This window comes from Flavobacterium sp. W20_MBD1_R3, assembly GCF_052119725.1.
Taxonomy (GTDB): Bacteria; Bacteroidota; Bacteroidia; order Flavobacteriales; family Flavobacteriaceae; genus Flavobacterium.
Window position 1 is genome coordinate 332,591 of sequence record NZ_JBGQOR010000001.1, and the last position, 17,455, is coordinate 350,045.

The window sequence follows — 17,455 nt, forward strand, 5'->3', positions numbered from 1 at the left end:
GTTTAAATTTAATAATAACTTAAAGGTTACCAGCCATGAATACATCCGTATCAGTTCTCTTTTACATCAAAAGATCAAAAGCCAATATTGAAGGCATCTGCCCTATTTATGTCCGTGTGACAATTCTAACCAAACGATTTGAGTTTAGCAGCAGTAAGTTTGTTAATCCAGAAAGATGGTCTAATGAAGGGTCGAAAGTGAAGGGTTCCACTGAGGATACCCGTTCAATAAATAATCACCTTGAAAATATAAAAAGCAAGGTCCTCGAAGCGGAGAAAAAGTTATTCAAAAAAGACATCATATTAACTTCTGAAAATCTTAAGAATGAATTGTTCGGTACCGGTGAGCGCCAAATGACCCTCATCCCTATTTTCAAAGATCACAATAATAAAATCAAAGAATTAGTAGGTAGAGAATATGCGCCGGGAACACTGGAACGATATACCACCTCATTAAAGCACACGGTTGAGTTCCTAGAATGGAAATACAAAATATCCGATATCGAAATCTCTAAAATCGACCATGCTTTCATTACCGAATATGAGTTTTATTTGAGAAGCGTTCGCAATTGTGCCAACAATACCGCTGTTAAATACATCAAGAACTTCAGTAAAATAATTAAGATTTGCTTGGCCAATCATTGGATTGACAGAAATCCGTTTGCTAATTATAAATCGAAAGTCAAAGAAGTGGAACGCGTATACTTATCGGAAGGCGAAATCCAAAACATTATCAACAAAGATTTCAAAACAGAAAGACTTTCATTGGTACGCGATATTTTCCTCTTCAGCTGCTTTACAGGCTTAGCCTACATTGATGTCAAAAACTTAACAAAATCTCATATCAGTATTGGTATTGATGGTGAAAAATGGATATTTACCCACCGTCAAAAAACGGAAACAGCCTCAAAAATTCCGATACTTCCTCTAACGCAAATGATTATTGACAAATACGAAGATCATCCGGAGTGCAACAACCAAAATAAACTGCTTCCCATTTTAAGCAATCAAAAAATGAATGCCTATTTAAAAGAGATTGCAGGTGTTTGTGAAATCGAAAAAGAATTGACTTTCCACATTGCCCGGCACACTTTTGCAACGACAGTAACGCTTACAAATGGCGTTCCTATTGAAAGCGTCAGTAAAATGCTTGGACACAAAAACTTACGAACCACCCAGCATTATGCAAAGGTTTTAGACAAAAAAGTAAGTGAGGATATGAAAATACTGCGCGACAAATTTGCTGCAATGCCTTTTAATCAAGAGAAAAAAATAAACTAGCGATAAGCAATTAAAAATTAACATTAGTCACTTTTATATTATTTTTCAGGTTAACTATTAAAGTAATTTAGGGAAATTTATTACTAAAACCAAATTTCAAATAACCTAACCTAAATTATTTTATGATCACATTCAGTCGCGCATTACTATGTGAACTCGAAGAGGAATTACATGCTATATCATTTAATTATGATAACCCTATCAGCATGAGTGATAAGTCTATCGAAACTATTGTTAAGTATTTACAAATTCTTAAAAATTACATTTTGGATAATGAATTTCCAATCAAGGAAGATGAAATTCATTTTTTCAAATATATAAAACCCAAATTTTCTTCTAAATTAATTTACTTTAATAAAGTTAGAAAATTAGAATCGTATAAGCCTCTTGGGAGTAAAAGAATACAGAGGGATTACTTAGACAACGAATTGAATAAGCTTAATATTTATTTTAGTGAAAACACCGAATTTTATAACTATTACCGATTAGGAGGTCAATCCTTTGACAACAAAATATTTATTAGACACAGTGTAGAAATTGATTATAATCTTGATATTTTTTATCATGAGCTAGACCATCGTTTTTCAACAACCCATGATTTCAAAGTAGCAATGATTCTGGCAAATGAAATTTTTCAAAGATACATTGAAAATAAAATCAAAAGTTTATCCAATAGTAAATCGGTAGTAATTAAAAATCCTTTAGAGAATAAGGTGTTTAAATGGACCGCCAGTAAAACCGATCTGATTGAGTTAATTTATGCCTTGCACACACAAAAAGTATTCAATGATGGAAAAGCCGATTTAACGGAAATAAGCAAGTGTTTTGAAAAGTTATTTGATATCGAATTAGGCGATATTTACAGAGCATGCAATGAAATAAAAAATCGAAAAATTAATAAAACTAAATTCATCGATACGCTGAGCGAAAACCTCAACAAACGCTTCGATGAAAAGGATAATAAATAATAGCTTTTAGTTCAATTTGTATAAAAAAAACACCCAAGGTACACCCAACTTGGGTGTTTTATAATTTCTACTTCACTTCTTTTGTGCCATAACTAATTATAAAACAATTATATGACACCTGAAAATCCAACTTTATTCAGCCATCAGCTTATTACTAAAGGCGACTTAGTAGAATTTAAAAACACGCTTATTTCGGAACTCAAAGAAATAATCAGTCACAATCCGGAACCCACAAAATGGCTTAAATCCGGAGAAGTCAGAAATCTATTAAAAATTTCTCCCGGTACATTACAAAATCTTCGCGTAAACGGAACATTGAACTACACCAAGGTGGGCAGCATCATGTATTACAAATACGACGATTTAAAAAAAATGCTTGACAAATAGTACAATCTGCCATTCTTAATTCTTTATACTCACTTCTTAATACTCCCATTAATGAATTACATCAAGCATCTCACTGGTTTTTTCAATAGCATTGCGATTGAAAAAACACTCAATCCTACCCACATCAGTTTATACATTACCATTTTTCAATGTTGGAATGTGAACCGTTTCAAAAATCCATTTACAATTACAAGAGAAGATATAATGCGGGGCAGCAAAATTGCGTCAACTGCCACCTATCACAAATGCATCAAGGAATTACAACGTTTAGGATATTTGGACTACAACCCTTCTTTCAACCCGTACACAGGGACCGCAATCATAATCCACAATTTACAAGAAGGTTCTAAATCAAGATTTGAAGAAAGTGAAGCAACTAGTTCAAAAAATGAACACGTGGATAAACATACGGCATCAAAAATTAAACAGGCTACTCCTCTACCCTGTTCAAAAAATGATCAAGGGAGTGAACAGGCTGTTGAACAGCCCTATATATACAATAATAAAACAAATACAAACAATATAAACTTAGATATAGAACCCGAGTTTAAATTTTTTAATACTAATTCTCTTTTAAAAAAAGAAAAAGACATACTTTTCGCATTCGCCGACACTGCTGAAAAACAAACTGAAGAAAGTCGGCAAAAAAGTTCCGCCAAAAAAGAAATGGAAAAAACTGTCACTTCAAGCGTGTCATCCAGAACGGAGTCGAAGGACGAGATGCCAACATTGGAATTGGTCAAGGAATATTTCAAGTTTCAAGAAAATACCGAATTTGAAGCGGAAAGATATTTCAATTACTACAGCAGCAATGGATGGCTCATTGGCGGGAAATCAAAAATGAAAGACTGGAAAGCAGCCGCACGCAACTGGATGTTGAATACTACAAAATTCACTGTCAACACTCCACAAAACATTCTGGTAAAAGAGCAAACACGCGCTCAGAATTTGCACACTGTAACCGATAAAAACTATGCTGAACCGCTTTAAGCTGAACTCGTTTCAACTTTTTTAAGCTGGATTCATTTCAGCTTCTATAACTGATCACTCAAAACTGAACACTGAACACTTACTCATGAGCTCACAATTCAATTACCCGGAAATCATTGCTTGGTTAGAAAAAAAAGGAAAGAAAGATTTCGGAGAAAAATTCCACTTTCTTGAACAGGACATGCCTAATATTACTAAAATGGCTAGTTATTTCCTAGATGATGAAAATACAGCTGCCGCACTTGGAATCGATCTCACAAAAGGAATTTTACTTTGTGGTCCGGTTGGCTGTGGCAAAACTACTTTGATGTCACTCATGCGATATGTACCGCAACCTCCTAAAAAGTTTTTTGTAAAAACGTGCCGGGACATTAGTTTTGAGTTTATAAAAGACGGCTATGAAGTAATTCACCGCTACAGCCATGGTCATAATACCCATGCCGAACACAAAAACTACTGTTTCGACGATTTAGGCACCGAAAAGAACCTCAAATACTTTGGAAACGAATGCAATGTTATGGCAGAGATAATTCTATCCAGATATGACATTTTTATCTCCAAAAAAATACACACGCACATCACAAGCAATCTCTCCGCATCAGAAATAGAAAATGCGTATGGCAATCGGGTTCGTTCTCGACTCCGCAATATGCTAAATCTCATCGCTTTTGATAAAACAACCAAAGACAAACGATGAAATCAAAGCACTTCGTTTTAAATATAAGTCAAATCGTTCAGCAACATTAAACTTTAAACCTTAAACTTTCCTCAACATGAGAGCAATCAACAACTTCTGGAACTGGTTCCAAGACAACAATCAAACCATCAAAAACCGCATCAACGAAACCCCTTTAAACCAAAAACACATCAGCTTTTGGATCAACAAAAACCTCAGTTACTATTGCAAGGAAATTGACTTTATGATTGTCTTCCCAATTAGTAATAATAATAAATCTGAGCTAATACTAACCGCAAATGGCAATCCTCATTTCTTTGAACAGGTATTAAATTTAGTCGACAATGCACCGCAGCTGAAAAACTGGAAATTCACCGCATTTATACAACCAACCGAAAAAATTGAAGAAATGATGAAAGGTCTTGACGATCCATACATCTTCCATGAGATTACACTAAAAGCCAGCGAACTTACTTTTTTACCTGTAGAGTATCATGAAATATCGCATAAGTTAGACATTGTAGTTTTTTTAAAAAGTTACAATTTGTATTGTGATACAAAGACGCTGCAACAAGCAATTTTCATCATAATGCAGGACATTGTAGGAGAAAAATCCCTATACCAAAACATCAATTTTGTGCAGTTGGCACAAGTTCCGGATAACAAGGAAGGATTGATTCAATTGTACGATTTTCAATTGTTTCTGGACAATCTAAACGGTGTGGAATTAAATAATTATTTTCTCAAAATGTGGGAAACCGTAAGATAAATTAATTTTGTCAACTTAGCTTTGAAAAAACCAAGTGGAATGGAACTGCTTGAATAGTGTTTTATCAACCTAATTTGTTAATAAAAAAAATCTTACACTACTTTCAAATTGTGTATTTTTAGATTCTCAAAAAAAAAGCGTTACCAATGTCATTATTTCAGCCCTCAGTTCTCAAGAAATACTTGAGCCAACAAGATTCTGCCTTGATCCAAAAAGCCTATAAAAAATACGTTAAGTATTTTCACAACGCTGCCATTCAGGAAAACATCCGCAACAGCAAGGAAGAACAATTCCAGGAAGGATTCTTGCGCGAATTATTTGTGGATATTTTGGGCTACACACTCAATCCGGCAGCTAACTTTAACCTGACCACGGAACTCAAAAACATCAAAGGAGCAAAAAAAGTAGATGGCGCCATTCTCAAAAACGGAAACGCCGTCGGTGTAATTGAACTTAAAGGTACAAATACAAAAGACCTCGAAAGCATCCGCCAGCAAGCCTTTGATTACAAAGCCAACCAAACTGGTTGCATTTATGTGATTACTTCCAATTTCGAGAAGTTGAGGTTCTACATTAACAATGCCGTGGACTTCGAGGAATTTAACCTCTTTACCCTTACCCACGTTGAATTCGAAATCTTCTACCTCTGTCTGGCTAAAGAAAATATATTGGCCAACAAACCACTCAGCATTAAAGAAGCTTCGGTAGTGGAAGAAGAAAATATTACTAAAAAATTCTATGCTGATTATTCGGTATTCAAACGAGAATTGTACCGGGATTTAGTCAAACAAAACCGATCTAACATCTTACTTAATGATTTACCCGAAAAGACTACTAAACTGATTCTTTTCCAAAAATCACAAAAATTGATCGACCGTTTTCTGTTTATTCTCTTTGCAGAAGACCGTGGACTGCTGGCTCCAAACTCCATTAATACCGTGCTTAAAGAATGGAAAGCATTGGCTGATTTGGATGTAGAAATGCCACTTTACGATCGCTACAAACAATACTTTGGCTATCTCGATACCGGACGCAAAGGCACCGACAAGAAAGAGGAAATCTTTGCCTACAACGGAGGACTCTTCCAGCCCGACACCATTCTTGATGCCGTGATCATAGACAATGATCTACTCTACCGTCATACCTTAAAACTTTCGACTTATGATTTCGAAAGTCAGGTAGATGTGAATATTTTAGGGCACATTTTTGAACATTCACTAAATGAAATCGAAAGTGTCAATGCCGAAATTGAAGGAACCGCTTTCGACAAACAAAAAACCAAACGCAAGAAAGACGGGGTGTTCTATACCCCGAAATACATTACCAAATACATAGTCGACAACACCATTGGTAAACTCTGTACCGAGAAAAAACAAGAACTGGGCATAATTGATGAAGAATATGCCAAAGGCCGTAAGAATCGCCAAACCACCACCATTATAAAACTGGACCAGCAACTCAAGGATTACCGCGAATGGTTATTACAACTCACCATTTGTGACCCAGCTTGTGGTTCAGGAGCTTTCCTGAACCAAGCCTTAGATTTCTTGATCAAGGAACATGCTTACCTAGACGAACTCAACAAACAACTCTTTGGAGGTTTCTTTGTCTTTCCCGATATCGAAAACCAAATCCTGGAACACAATATTTATGGGGTCGATCTCAACGAGGAGAGTATCGAGATTGCAAAACTTTCTTTATGGCTGCGCACCGCCCAACCAAAACGAAAACTCACCAGCCTAAACAACAACATCAAATGCGGTAACTCGCTTATCGAAAACAAAGCCGTTGCCGGTGACAAAGCTTTCAACTGGAAAGAACAATTCCCCGAAGTATTTGCCAAAGGTGGTTTTGATGTGATCATTGGGAATCCGCCTTATGTGAACATTGTAAATATCGCAAATAAAAACGAAAGAGAATTTTATCAAAAGAATTATGAAACAGTTAAAAACAAATCCGATTTATATAGCATTTTTATAGAAAAAGGTTATCAAATATTAAAGCAAAATGGAGACCTAAGCTTTATATTCCCAAACTCTTGGTTAGGAACTGAAAGTTTTTCTAAACTTAGAAAATACTTAATCGAAAATACTTTGATAGAAGAACTTGTTAAACTTCCTAATGATGTATTTGATGATGCAGTAGTAACTCCTCTAATAATTATTTTCAGAAAAGTAAAGCCCTCGGAAGATGATTCAATAGTTTTAAAAGAGTATGTCAATTCAGAATTCCAATTATTAAAAAGCAAATTAAGTTATGCTCGAATTAAAAGTTCTGAAACAAATACTTTTTCGTTTGTTCCTGAAATTTCAATAAAAACAGAATTCGTTAAATTAGGAAAAATAGCTGAGTTTTCTCTTGGAATTAAAACAAGTGATGATTCCCGATTTATTTTTAATACAAAAATAAATAGCGATTGTTTTCCAATATTAAGAGGGAGAAATATTTCAAGATATTATTATTCTAATGATACTGATTGGATTTGGTATAAGCCGGAATTAATAACAGAAAAGGCAGGTGGTAGACCTCGGATTTTACAAAATTTTTTAGGCGAAAAAATTTATATTCAAGATATTTCAAAAAGTATAAATGCCTGTTATTGCGATGAAGAAATTTTAGCAAATGACACTTTAAATGTTATTTATAAAGTTGATAAAGGCTACCATTTAAAAGCTATTATGGCCTTTTTAAATTCTAATTTTGTAAACAAATGGTTTGAATCAAACTTCCAAGAAGGATTACATATTAAAATAAATCAATTACAACAAATACCAATTCCAAAAACACTTTCAAAGAAACAACAACCTTTCATTGAAAAAGTTGATCTGATGTTGGAGTTCAAAAAACAAAAGCAATCCATAAACAAAAAATTTACCAACTACTTTTCAGGTCAATACAATCTAGAAAAACTTCCAAAGAAACTAGAAAACTGGAGCGAATTAACTTTTACAGAATTCATTAAAGAACTCAACAAAGCCATTAAAACAGCAGGACAAACGCCGCTCACCAAAAAAGACGAGTTCGAATGGCTAGATCTGTTTGAAGAAAACAAAACCAAAGCCCAAGACCTGAAATCCCAAATAGAAACCACCGAAAAAGCCATTGATACTATGGTGTATGAATTGTATGGTTTGAATGAGGAAGAGATTGGGATTGTGGAAAATAGTTAATTTTAAAGTAATTCAAATTATGAAAAAAGTTTTTAAAATTTTATCAATAGATGGTGGTGGTATTAAAGGTCTATACTCAGCCTCAATACTTGCTAAATTTGAAGAAAAATTTAATTGCCAAACTAGTGATCACTTTGATATGATTTGTGGCACTTCTACTGGTGGTTTAATTGCCTTAGCTTTATCATTAAAAATACCCGCAAAAGATATTTGTAAATTTTATGAAGATAAAGGAGAATTGATTTTCCCTAAAAACAAAAAGAAAAAAATTCCTTTTTTCGGTACAATTGATTATGGTTTTTTAAAACAAATAGCAAAAGGAGGTAAATACTCCGATAAAGGATTAAAAGCAGCATTAATAGAAATTTTTGGTGATAAACAAATCAAAGATTGTAATAATTTGCTATGCATTCCTAGTTATTCTATTACAGAAGCGAAACCGAAAGTATTTAAATTCGATCATCAAAAAGGTGATTTATCTAGAGACAATGAGGCTCCAATTATTGATATAGCTTTAGCAACATCTGCAGCACCTACTTATTTTCCATTAGCAGAATCAGAATTTTATAATAATGAACAGTTTATTGATGGAGGTGTTTGGGCAAATAATCCAACATTGGTAGGTCTTCTAGAAGCACTAAATTACTTCGTTGGAAGCGATAAAAGTAAAGAATATAATTCTATTGAAATACTGTCTTTAAGTAGCCTTACAATTACTGGAGGTAAAAAAACAGGATTAAAAAGAGAACGTTCATTTAAAGATTGGGGTGCAGAATTATTTGAAACATCAATGAATGGTCAAAGCTATTTTACCGATTTTTTCTTGTCCAAAATTACCGAAATTTATAATGTAGACATAAAATATCTTAGAATTCCTAGTGTGTCAATAGCAACTGAACAAGAAAGTTTAATCCAACTTGATGTTGCAAATAAGCAAGCATATGACTTGATGAAAATAAAAGCACAAGATCAAGCATTGATATTTGAGAAAACAGATGATATAAAAAATTTATTTACGACCGAAAAAACATTTAAAGTAAGATAAAAGATGGCAGATTTAAACGAAACATTCAACGAATTCAATGGAATAATTGCTTTAATTCCAAAAAAGAAAGAGGAATTAAGAACATCTAGAAATGCAATTAGAAAAGATATAGAAACTTATTTTGAAAAAAATAGAGATAATCACACAGTAAGATTTAAAGGACAAGGCTCGTTTTCAATGAATACAACTATACTTCCAGCAAGTGGTGAATATGATGTTGATGATGGTGTTTATATTTTTGGCAAAGAGGAAGACAGACCAACACCCGCAACGGCACATAATTGGATTTTTAAAGCGGTTGAGAATAGAACCGGCCAAAATACAATTGATAAAAATACCTGTATCAGGGTTCAGTATGCTAAAAACTATCACGTTGATTTACCGATTTACTATAAAACAACTGGTAGCAATGAAGGAAATTTTTTTGATAGCAAAGACATTCCAGAACTTGCTCACAAAGGGAAAGGTTGGATTGAAAGTGATCCATATGCTTTTAAATTATGGTTTGATAAGGAATCTAAAGATAAAAATCAATTAAAAAGAATTGTTCGTTATCTAAAAGCTTGGACAGATAATAAATGTCATTTGAATTTACCTAGTGGTATGGTTTTTACAATTCTTGCAGTTAATAATTATGTTTCAAAAGATAGAGATGATGAAGCATTTTTAGAAACGTTGGAAACAATTCAAAAATCAATTGATAATACTAGACATACTTGGGCAACTTATGAATGTAAAAGACCGACTACTGATGATACAGAAAATCTATTGGATAAATATTCTTCAGAAACAAGAAAGAAAAATTTTCTTGACGCACTAGATAGTCTTATAAAATCTGGCAGACAGGCATTAGAAGTAAAAAGTAAAAAAGATGCTTGTGCAAAATGGCAAAAACATTTAGGTAACAGATTTCCTTGCTCAAGTATCGAAGAAAAAGATGAAGATGTAGCAAAAGCATTTGCAACACCTGACCAATTACGATATGATAATAAATCAGCATAATGATTGATTACGAATTACTTTTAAAAGAAATTGAAAAAACAGAGACTTGCAGAAATTTAGAAAGAGACGAAATAAAACCCCTCGATTATAATTTTTTCAAAGACAGTATTGTTTGGGAAATTAAAACAGAAATAACATTAAATGATAAGTGTTTTGATGTCAAACTGTTTTTGAGTTTCCCAAATGATTTCCCCTTAGTTGCTCCTAAAATCTTTATCAGTAATGAAAGTTATGAAATTCTAAAATACATTCCGCACATAAATGAAGATCTAAGTATCTGTATTTTTGACGAGGGATTAAATTTAATTTTACCCAAAAATAATGTTGTAGAATTCATTGAATTAATGATTTCTAAAGCAAAAAAAATAATTCGAGAATCTGAAGACGTCGTATACAAGAAAGAAGAATTTAAAAGAGAATTTAAGGCTTATTGGGAACTAAGTTACTCAAAGGATGATATGCCCCAAAAATTAGGATTTCATTCTATTCCTTACTATAGCACAAATAAAATTATCGGTATTAAATTTACCAATTTATTGTTATCTGAATATGAGTATTATATCTGTAATGATGAGAATGATTTAGAAAAAATTAAAAAATTTGCTGATAATTACAAATGCCAATATAAGGAAGTTGGGATTCTGATAATTGAAAATAATTTTGAAGAACCTCCGTTTGAAATAACTTTTACAGAATCTTTAACGATTATAAAAAAAGACATTAACAACTACAGCAAATTCAAAGAACTATGCAGAAATAATGATTTTGATTGTGTTTTAGTAATTTTTGTAAACAATAGTAATTCAACTAATGAATATTATGGCTGGACCTATAAAAATATTCAACTATTGGATAGAAAGAATGGTGGTTACAGAAATCTAAAGTCAAAAATTGATTACTTATCTCACCACATTTACAAAAACAAATATGTAACAAGATTAACGTTTGATAGCATCAATCCTAATAGGTTACAATTAAGGACAACTGGTTATATAGAAATACAAAAAAGCATCACAATTAGTGGTTTAGGTAGCGTGGGTTCTAATCTTATATTCTTTCTAAAAAACTTACCAATCAACAATTTCAAATTAATCGACATAGAAAGATTATCATCTGAAAATATAAAAAGACATTTATCCGGATTTTCATTTCTAAAATACAATAAAGTTGATGCTATAAAGAATGAAATAAAAAACTCTAACCCACTAATTGATGTAGATACAAGAATAGAATCTGTAATATCAATTATCCAAGATGAAGTAACATTTATAAATGATTGTGATTATCATATTGTAGCAATTGGCAAAACATTGATTGAGGAATATATAATAAAAAGTATAATTGAACAAAAGTTGACAAAACCTACTTTTATTTTTTGGGTTGAACCCTTTTTAGCGAGTGGTCAAATGCTATTTATTATGCCTAGTGACGCTGAAAAAGCTTTAAACCTAATTAGAAATAAAAATTATGAGTATAGTGTTTTATCAAATATAGAAAATCAACAAGATAAGACTTATCTAGTTGAAGGTAGTTGTCAAACAGGTTATTTTCCATATTCGTCTTCATACTTAATTCAATTTATTTCTTCTATTTTTCCATATTTAAAAGAACATATAACTAATAATGACCATAAATCAATGGTTTATTCTTGGATTGGAGATAAAGAACTACTAAGCAGTAAAGGATTAGTAATTACAGATTTTGGTAACACTAATAACTCCTACCAACTAATAATAAATAATTTATGATAGAATTTGAGTTAGGGAATTTGTCAATCAAAATTTCCGAAGAAGTATTTGAAAAAATGAAGTCTTTTATTCAAGATGAAAATCACAAGCCCGAAGCTGGAGGCATTTTAATTGGTCATTATTTAGAAGACAATAATTATTCAATTACCGATGTTTCTTCACCTAGTGAGTTTGACAAATCAAGTAGATTTAATTTTACTAGATCTAAAAAGAATGCTCAAAAAATAATTAATACTATTTTTAAAGATAGTAAGGGAAAGAAAATATATTTAGGCGAATGGCATACCCATCCCGAAGATTATCCTACTCCTTCAGGTCTTGATAAGAAATCAATATTAGAACAAATACAGGGTAATATTTTAAATTCTGAAATAATTTTTATGCTAATAGTGGGAAGAAAAGGTATTTACATTTCATCCGTTGAAAAAAATGGAATAAAGAATTCCCTAAACATTAATTATGACGAAATAAATAAGATTAGTCTTGATATATTAAGAGCCAATTTAACAAAGAACTAAATTTACACATTGCTTCAATAAACAATTATGGAATTAACTGAGAAATTATTATCCGAATTACAAAGAAGACTTAAAATAGGAAACCGAAGAGGTGTTCACTTAAATGCTATTCCTGCAAATTCAAGATATAAGTTCGATTTAAATAGACTTTCCCATATTGACAAAGACCTTCCAAATAATTTTATTAAATCACTACTGACAGAGTTACCGCTTAAATTTAGAATAAGTTGGAAAGACAATGTGCCGGATTTAAACTCTCTTTTTCAAGAAGACCAAACACAATTAGTTAGAATTACCAAGGCATTCGAAAACCTGATAAATCAAACAGATGCAATTGAATCTGAAAAGGGCATTAATACTTTTGGATTTGGATTTCCAATTTTAGCAAGACGAGATAGAGCTGACAATAAATTAACTGTTGCACCGATCCTGATCTGGTCATTACGAATTAGGAGAACCAAAGAATTTAATACCTGGGAAATACTTAGGAATGAAGACGACCCCATATACATTAATGAAGTTTTAATAAATCATTTGCAAAGTGATTCAGAAATTGAGATAGAACAAATCCCAAGTGAAATGCTTGATGATGGTTTAATCAATAAAGCAGAGCTTATTGAAATTTGCAGCAATCTCATAAAAGCAATAAACACAAAGTCACCAGAAGATTTAGAAGATACTTTTAAAAAGAAACTGGAGACCATTACTGCGATTGGAGACAAGGCACATTATGAAAAATTACCTTTAAACTCAACAAATTCCTTTATTGATTTTAGTGGTTTGTTCTCAATTTTTGAAGTTCAGAAACAAAACATAATCAATGATTATGGGGATTTAATGGAACTTGAAGGAGTAGATTTAGACCTTGAAGATATGGAGGAACATACGTTTCAATCCATTTCATCAGTAGAAACGGATCCTTCACAACAAAGTATTTTGCATTCATTAGAAGCCACAAGAAATGTTTTAATTCAAGGTCCTCCGGGAACTGGCAAGAGCCAAACACTTACTGCTATCCTTGTAAATGCACTCGAGAACAATAAAAAAACGATTGTCGTATGTGAGAAAAGAACGGCACTTGAAGTACTCCATAACGCCTTGATAGAAAAAGGTTTAAATTATCATTGTGTTTTAATTAGAGACATTGTAAAGGACCGAAAAACGGTTGTTGACTCAGTAAGAGATCGTGTTGATAATTCAGAATACAAACGCTACAGATACAATTATTCAAAGGAATCTTTAGACATCTTAACTTCAAAAGCAAAGGAATTAATCTCCAATATCAATAATAAACATCAAAAACTTGACAAAAAACTTATTGGAAACAAATCTTGGCCTGATGTAGTAGGAAATCTGTTAAAAGAACTTAAAGGAACAGAAGATGATAATAATCTGGATATTGACAAAACGCTCTTTACGTATACATCCCAAGAATTAAACTCCTTGGTCGACCTGGTCCATAAAGGTCAAATCCTATATGATGATTTTTCGCCTATTGCATCGAATTCATTCATAAATCCCACAAAATTAATTGGCGAGAATCCCTTCTTAATTGAACAAAGTATTATTGAAGATTTTGATATTTATGTAAAACAACTGGCTGAGATTAAACAACTTTTAGAAGCAAATAGAAATGAGTTTTTTGGTTTAAGAAAAAATGAATTGAAAACACAGCTTGCATTTGTCAATGAAGCAATAGAAAAGGTTTTTGAAAAGGAAAAAGAACTGGAGCATTTACTTTATAAAAATCAAGTTGAATATTGCACCTTTAGAAAATCAGAATTAGACCAACAAGAAAACAGCTTTTGGAAGTTGATTACAGAAATTGATGCGATTTTTGAAAGCAATAAAGGAAATGATGATTTAACAAACAAAGCAAAAATTGATAGTTTTGGATTCAAAATAGCATCTATTTTCTCAAAGAGCAAGAAACAAACAATTTCAGATCATCAAAAACTACAGTACAATTTTATAAGTCTCCAAGAACTTATAGAATCTTCAAAAGATTACGATACTAAAGAATTTGTTGGAGATTTAGATTCAAAGAAAAAATCTTTACACACATTCAAAAGTGATGCAGTAAAGTTGAAAAATGGCTTCAACAACAAAATTGAAGAGGAGTTTCATTCATTCAATTTAACTTCCCTACTGGATGCAGCTGACACTAAAATTTTATTTCAACCAATTGACTTCAAAATAAACGATTTAGAATGTTCTGAAAGTTTTGGATTAAAATTGCAAGCTATAAAAAATGATTTTGAAACGTACTTTGACGATCTTAATGCAGTCTTTAAGGTGCTGTCAAATACAATCGCTGAAAGCAATGACTTGGAATTACAATATTCATTCATTGGTTCAATCAATAACAGAAAAAGTATTATATCTAGTCTACTTGCTGATTTAGAATTGATAAAAGAATCATTTGACTCTAAAATTCGAACAGAGTTTCAAAAGATTAGTTTACTCAAGGCAAATCCGAATGAAATTGAAATAAAAAGCCTTTCACTACTTCAAGAAAAGTCAAATGCTTTCGCCGATAAAATCAAAAATGACAATTGGACTATTGAGAAAATTAAGTTGGTAGAATTCTACAAATTCATAATGGACATAGAAGCTCTTATCCAGAAGAAAGTTGATTATTTCAAGGCGGAAAAAGATTTATTCACAATTGAATTTAAATGGTTTCAATTTTACAATATCCAATCTGTTACTAATAAATCAATACTTGATGAATTAAAGTCTAAATCAAATTGGAACAAATCCTTTTTGATTCATTATCTCAATTCGATGCTTCTTAATTCAGCGAATATGGATTTGCCAACAGATGAGGGTGATCATAATGAATTGGATAAGGCGCTAAGCGGAGTTGAAAAAGAACAATTAAAATTCATCAAAGAATTTTGGTATTCGAAACAGATAGATTCCACAAGAGAATTTGAGCAAAACAATATTAATCTATCTGTTGCAAATTTATATCTCAAACATCGCGGGACAAAAAACAAAAAACTTTCATTAAGACAAATTGTTCAGTATGACCCGAACCTATTTACTAACTTTTTTCCAATTATTTTCACATCTCCAGATGTTGCTAGTAATTTATTCAAAGGAATGAATGGTTATTTTGATATTGTAATGTTTGACGAAGCCAGTCAATTAAGACTGGAAGATAATTTACCGGCAATATTAAAAGGAAAGCAGATTGTTATTGCAGGAGATGAACATCAAATGCCCCCTTCAAATTATTTTAGCAAGGTATTTGAAGGAACTGTAGAAGATGAAGAGGATATTGAAGAGGAAAATGACAATAAAGTTAGAATCGATAAAGATGCTATGTTGTTGTCTTGTGAATCTTTACTTGACTTCGGTACTGAGTTGAACTTCCAAAAGAAGCATCTTGATTTTCATTATCGTTCAAGACATCCATTTTTAATTGATTTTTCTAATTATGCTTTTTACAATCAAAGACTAAAACCTTTGCCAAATAATTTTGAATATATACCCATCAAATACATTCAGGTAGGCGGCACATTTTCAGAGCACACAAATGAAGCCGAAGCCGAAATGGTTTTATCAATAATTGAAAATAATATTAACCGATTACCAAATGGAGAATACCCTACGGTAGGAATAGCAACATTCAATATTGCTCAAAGAAACCTAATAAAGTCAAAAATTGAGGAGCGGAAAAAGTTTGAAAAGTTCAGTAATTTTAATGAAAAAATACAAGAATTAGAGCTTGATAACCCTAAGAGTAATAAATCGTTTATAAAGAATTTAGAGAATATTCAGGGGGATGAAAGAGACGTAATTATTCTTTCTACAACTTATGGAATAGGTAAAGACGGCAAATTTGCTCAAAGATTTGGTCCAATTAATCATTCAAAAGGGTATAAACTTTTAAACGTAATAATTACTCGAGCCAAATTTAAAGTGTATGTGTGTTCATCAATACCAGAGGAAGTATTTATGAAATATCAGGAATATTTAGCTACTGAAGGAAACAATAAAAAAGCTGTTTTGTATGCATATTTGGCGTACAGTAAAGCGGTAAGTGAGAACAGCAATGATTTGCGGCTTTCTGTTTTAACTGCCCTATCTGAAAACACAACTAATAACGTTGGTCTTGATTCATTCCTTGGAAGTGATCTCGAATCGCCATTTGAAGAAGAAGTGTATCAAAGTCTAGCGGACAAACTGGGCATTGAGAATTTAATTCCTCAATTGAAGTTTGCTGGTTTTAGAATTGATATTGTTTATGACCCTAAAAAGATTGGTATTCCTAAAATTGCAATTGAATGTGATGGTGCAAAATACCATTCCAGTCGTGAAGCCTATTTACACGACAGACACAGACAAAAAATATTAGAAAATCACGGTTTTGTGTTTCACAGAATTTGGAGTACAAATTGGTGGCGTAATCCAAGCAGAGAAACCACAAAACTAATTGACTTTATAAAGAGTGTTGGATCAACAGGTGTTTCAAAATTAAAAGATCATTCAAAGACAGCATTAGCTTTTACAGATGAAATTGAAATAATTGAAAAATATATTTCAAAAGTATCTTTCATTGATAATGAGCATGATGTTAAAATTATTCAAGCAATTGAAAGAAAGGCTCCGGTACAAACCCATCTATTCCAAGATGAAATCAAGCTAAATAGTAAGGTAAAAGTAAAATATGTGAATAATGGTAAAGATATTAGTGTTCAAATTGTTGAATCTACTACCAACAAAGGTGAAATTGTAAATGGAATTCAAAAAGTTAATATCAAATCACCATTGGCAGTATCAATACTTGGGCGTTCTATCGGTGACATTGTAAAAGTTGGAGATTTAGACAATTTTGTTGAAATTCTTCAAGTGGCAAATTAAATTATTGTGAGCTATATCTTTTTGCAGAGG

12 protein-coding genes are annotated in these 17,455 nt (G+C 32.0%); all 12 read left to right on the forward strand.

What is annotated here, in order from left to right; translation table 11 throughout:
* The first annotated feature begins 35 nt into the window (after window positions 1–35).
* The 12 genes from ACEN2F_RS01390 (at window position 36) to ACEN2F_RS01445 (ending at window position 17,425) form a co-directional block, all read left to right on the forward strand.
* Window positions 36–1,280 (forward strand): site-specific integrase, encoded by a 1,245-nt coding sequence (locus ACEN2F_RS01390; protein ID WP_441735083.1) that lies wholly within the window; start codon window positions 36–38, stop codon window positions 1,278–1,280.
* Between the two features lie 122 nt (window positions 1,281–1,402).
* Window positions 1,403–2,248, forward strand: a complete 846-nt coding sequence (locus tag ACEN2F_RS01395; protein WP_441735085.1) for an RteC domain-containing protein — start codon at window positions 1,403–1,405, stop codon at window positions 2,246–2,248.
* Window positions 2,249–2,359: 111 nt separating this feature from the next.
* Window positions 2,360–2,635 carry a helix-turn-helix domain-containing protein gene (locus ACEN2F_RS01400; RefSeq protein ID WP_441735088.1) on the forward strand — a complete coding sequence of 92 codons (276 nt, stop codon included), beginning with the start codon at window positions 2,360–2,362 and terminating at the stop codon, window positions 2,633–2,635.
* 51 nt (window positions 2,636–2,686) lie between these two features.
* On the forward strand, window positions 2,687–3,625 hold the full coding sequence (locus ACEN2F_RS01405; protein ID WP_441735090.1) for a transcriptional regulator: 939 nt from the start codon (window positions 2,687–2,689) through the stop codon (window positions 3,623–3,625).
* 85 nt (window positions 3,626–3,710) lie between these two features.
* Entirely contained in the window at window positions 3,711–4,322 is a 612-nt protein-coding gene (locus ACEN2F_RS01410; RefSeq protein ID WP_441735092.1) for an ATPase, read from the forward strand.
* A 76-nt stretch (window positions 4,323–4,398) separates the two neighbouring features.
* Window positions 4,399–5,070, forward strand: coding sequence for a hypothetical protein (locus ACEN2F_RS01415; RefSeq protein ID WP_441735094.1), 672 nt, complete (start codon window positions 4,399–4,401; stop codon window positions 5,068–5,070).
* A gap of 146 nt (window positions 5,071–5,216) precedes the next feature.
* Entirely contained in the window at window positions 5,217–8,240 is a 3,024-nt protein-coding gene (locus ACEN2F_RS01420) for an Eco57I restriction-modification methylase domain-containing protein (protein WP_441735096.1), read from the forward strand.
* A 19-nt stretch (window positions 8,241–8,259) separates the two neighbouring features.
* A complete protein-coding gene (locus ACEN2F_RS01425; protein WP_441735097.1) occupies window positions 8,260–9,285 on the forward strand; it encodes a CBASS cGAMP-activated phospholipase in 1,026 nt (341 codons plus the stop codon).
* Window positions 9,286–9,288: 3 nt separating this feature from the next.
* Window positions 9,289–10,287: a CBASS cGAMP synthase gene (locus tag ACEN2F_RS01430; protein WP_441735099.1), complete on the forward strand. Its 999-nt coding sequence runs from the start codon at window positions 9,289–9,291 to the stop codon at window positions 10,285–10,287.
* On the forward strand, window positions 10,287–12,035 hold the full coding sequence (locus ACEN2F_RS01435; protein WP_441735101.1) for an E2/UBC family protein: 1,749 nt from the start codon (window positions 10,287–10,289) through the stop codon (window positions 12,033–12,035). The genes ACEN2F_RS01430 and ACEN2F_RS01435 overlap by 1 nt, the downstream gene beginning before the upstream one ends.
* The gene (locus ACEN2F_RS01440; RefSeq protein WP_441735103.1) at window positions 12,032–12,553 is read left to right on the forward strand and encodes a Mov34/MPN/PAD-1 family protein; all 522 of its coding nucleotides are present in this window, start codon (window positions 12,032–12,034) and stop codon (window positions 12,551–12,553) included. The genes ACEN2F_RS01435 and ACEN2F_RS01440 overlap by 4 nt, the downstream gene beginning before the upstream one ends.
* Before the next feature lie 27 nt (window positions 12,554–12,580).
* A complete protein-coding gene (locus tag ACEN2F_RS01445) occupies window positions 12,581–17,425 on the forward strand; it encodes an AAA domain-containing protein (protein ID WP_441735105.1) in 4,845 nt (1,614 codons plus the stop codon).
* The last annotated feature ends 30 nt before the right edge of the window (window positions 17,426–17,455 follow it).

Bases quoted from the DNA above. Each gene is read 5' to 3' on its own strand.
- ACEN2F_RS01390 (WP_441735083.1), top strand. From the start codon at position 36: ATGAATACATCCGTATCAGTTCTCTTTTACATCAAAAGATCAAAAGCC.
- ACEN2F_RS01395 (WP_441735085.1), top strand. From the start codon at position 1,403: ATGATCACATTCAGTCGCGCATTACTATGTGAACTCGAAGAGGAATTA.
- ACEN2F_RS01400 (WP_441735088.1), top strand. From the start codon at position 2,360: ATGACACCTGAAAATCCAACTTTATTCAGCCATCAGCTTATTACTAAA.
- ACEN2F_RS01405 (WP_441735090.1), top strand. From the start codon at position 2,687: ATGAATTACATCAAGCATCTCACTGGTTTTTTCAATAGCATTGCGATT.
- ACEN2F_RS01410 (WP_441735092.1), top strand. From the start codon at position 3,711: ATGAGCTCACAATTCAATTACCCGGAAATCATTGCTTGGTTAGAAAAA.
- ACEN2F_RS01415 (WP_441735094.1), top strand. From the start codon at position 4,399: ATGAGAGCAATCAACAACTTCTGGAACTGGTTCCAAGACAACAATCAA.
- ACEN2F_RS01420 (WP_441735096.1), top strand. From the start codon at position 5,217: ATGTCATTATTTCAGCCCTCAGTTCTCAAGAAATACTTGAGCCAACAA.
- ACEN2F_RS01425 (WP_441735097.1), top strand. From the start codon at position 8,260: ATGAAAAAAGTTTTTAAAATTTTATCAATAGATGGTGGTGGTATTAAA.
- ACEN2F_RS01430 (WP_441735099.1), top strand. From the start codon at position 9,289: ATGGCAGATTTAAACGAAACATTCAACGAATTCAATGGAATAATTGCT.
- ACEN2F_RS01435 (WP_441735101.1), top strand. From the start codon at position 10,287: ATGATTGATTACGAATTACTTTTAAAAGAAATTGAAAAAACAGAGACT.
- ACEN2F_RS01440 (WP_441735103.1), top strand. From the start codon at position 12,032: ATGATAGAATTTGAGTTAGGGAATTTGTCAATCAAAATTTCCGAAGAA.
- ACEN2F_RS01445 (WP_441735105.1), top strand. From the start codon at position 12,581: ATGGAATTAACTGAGAAATTATTATCCGAATTACAAAGAAGACTTAAA.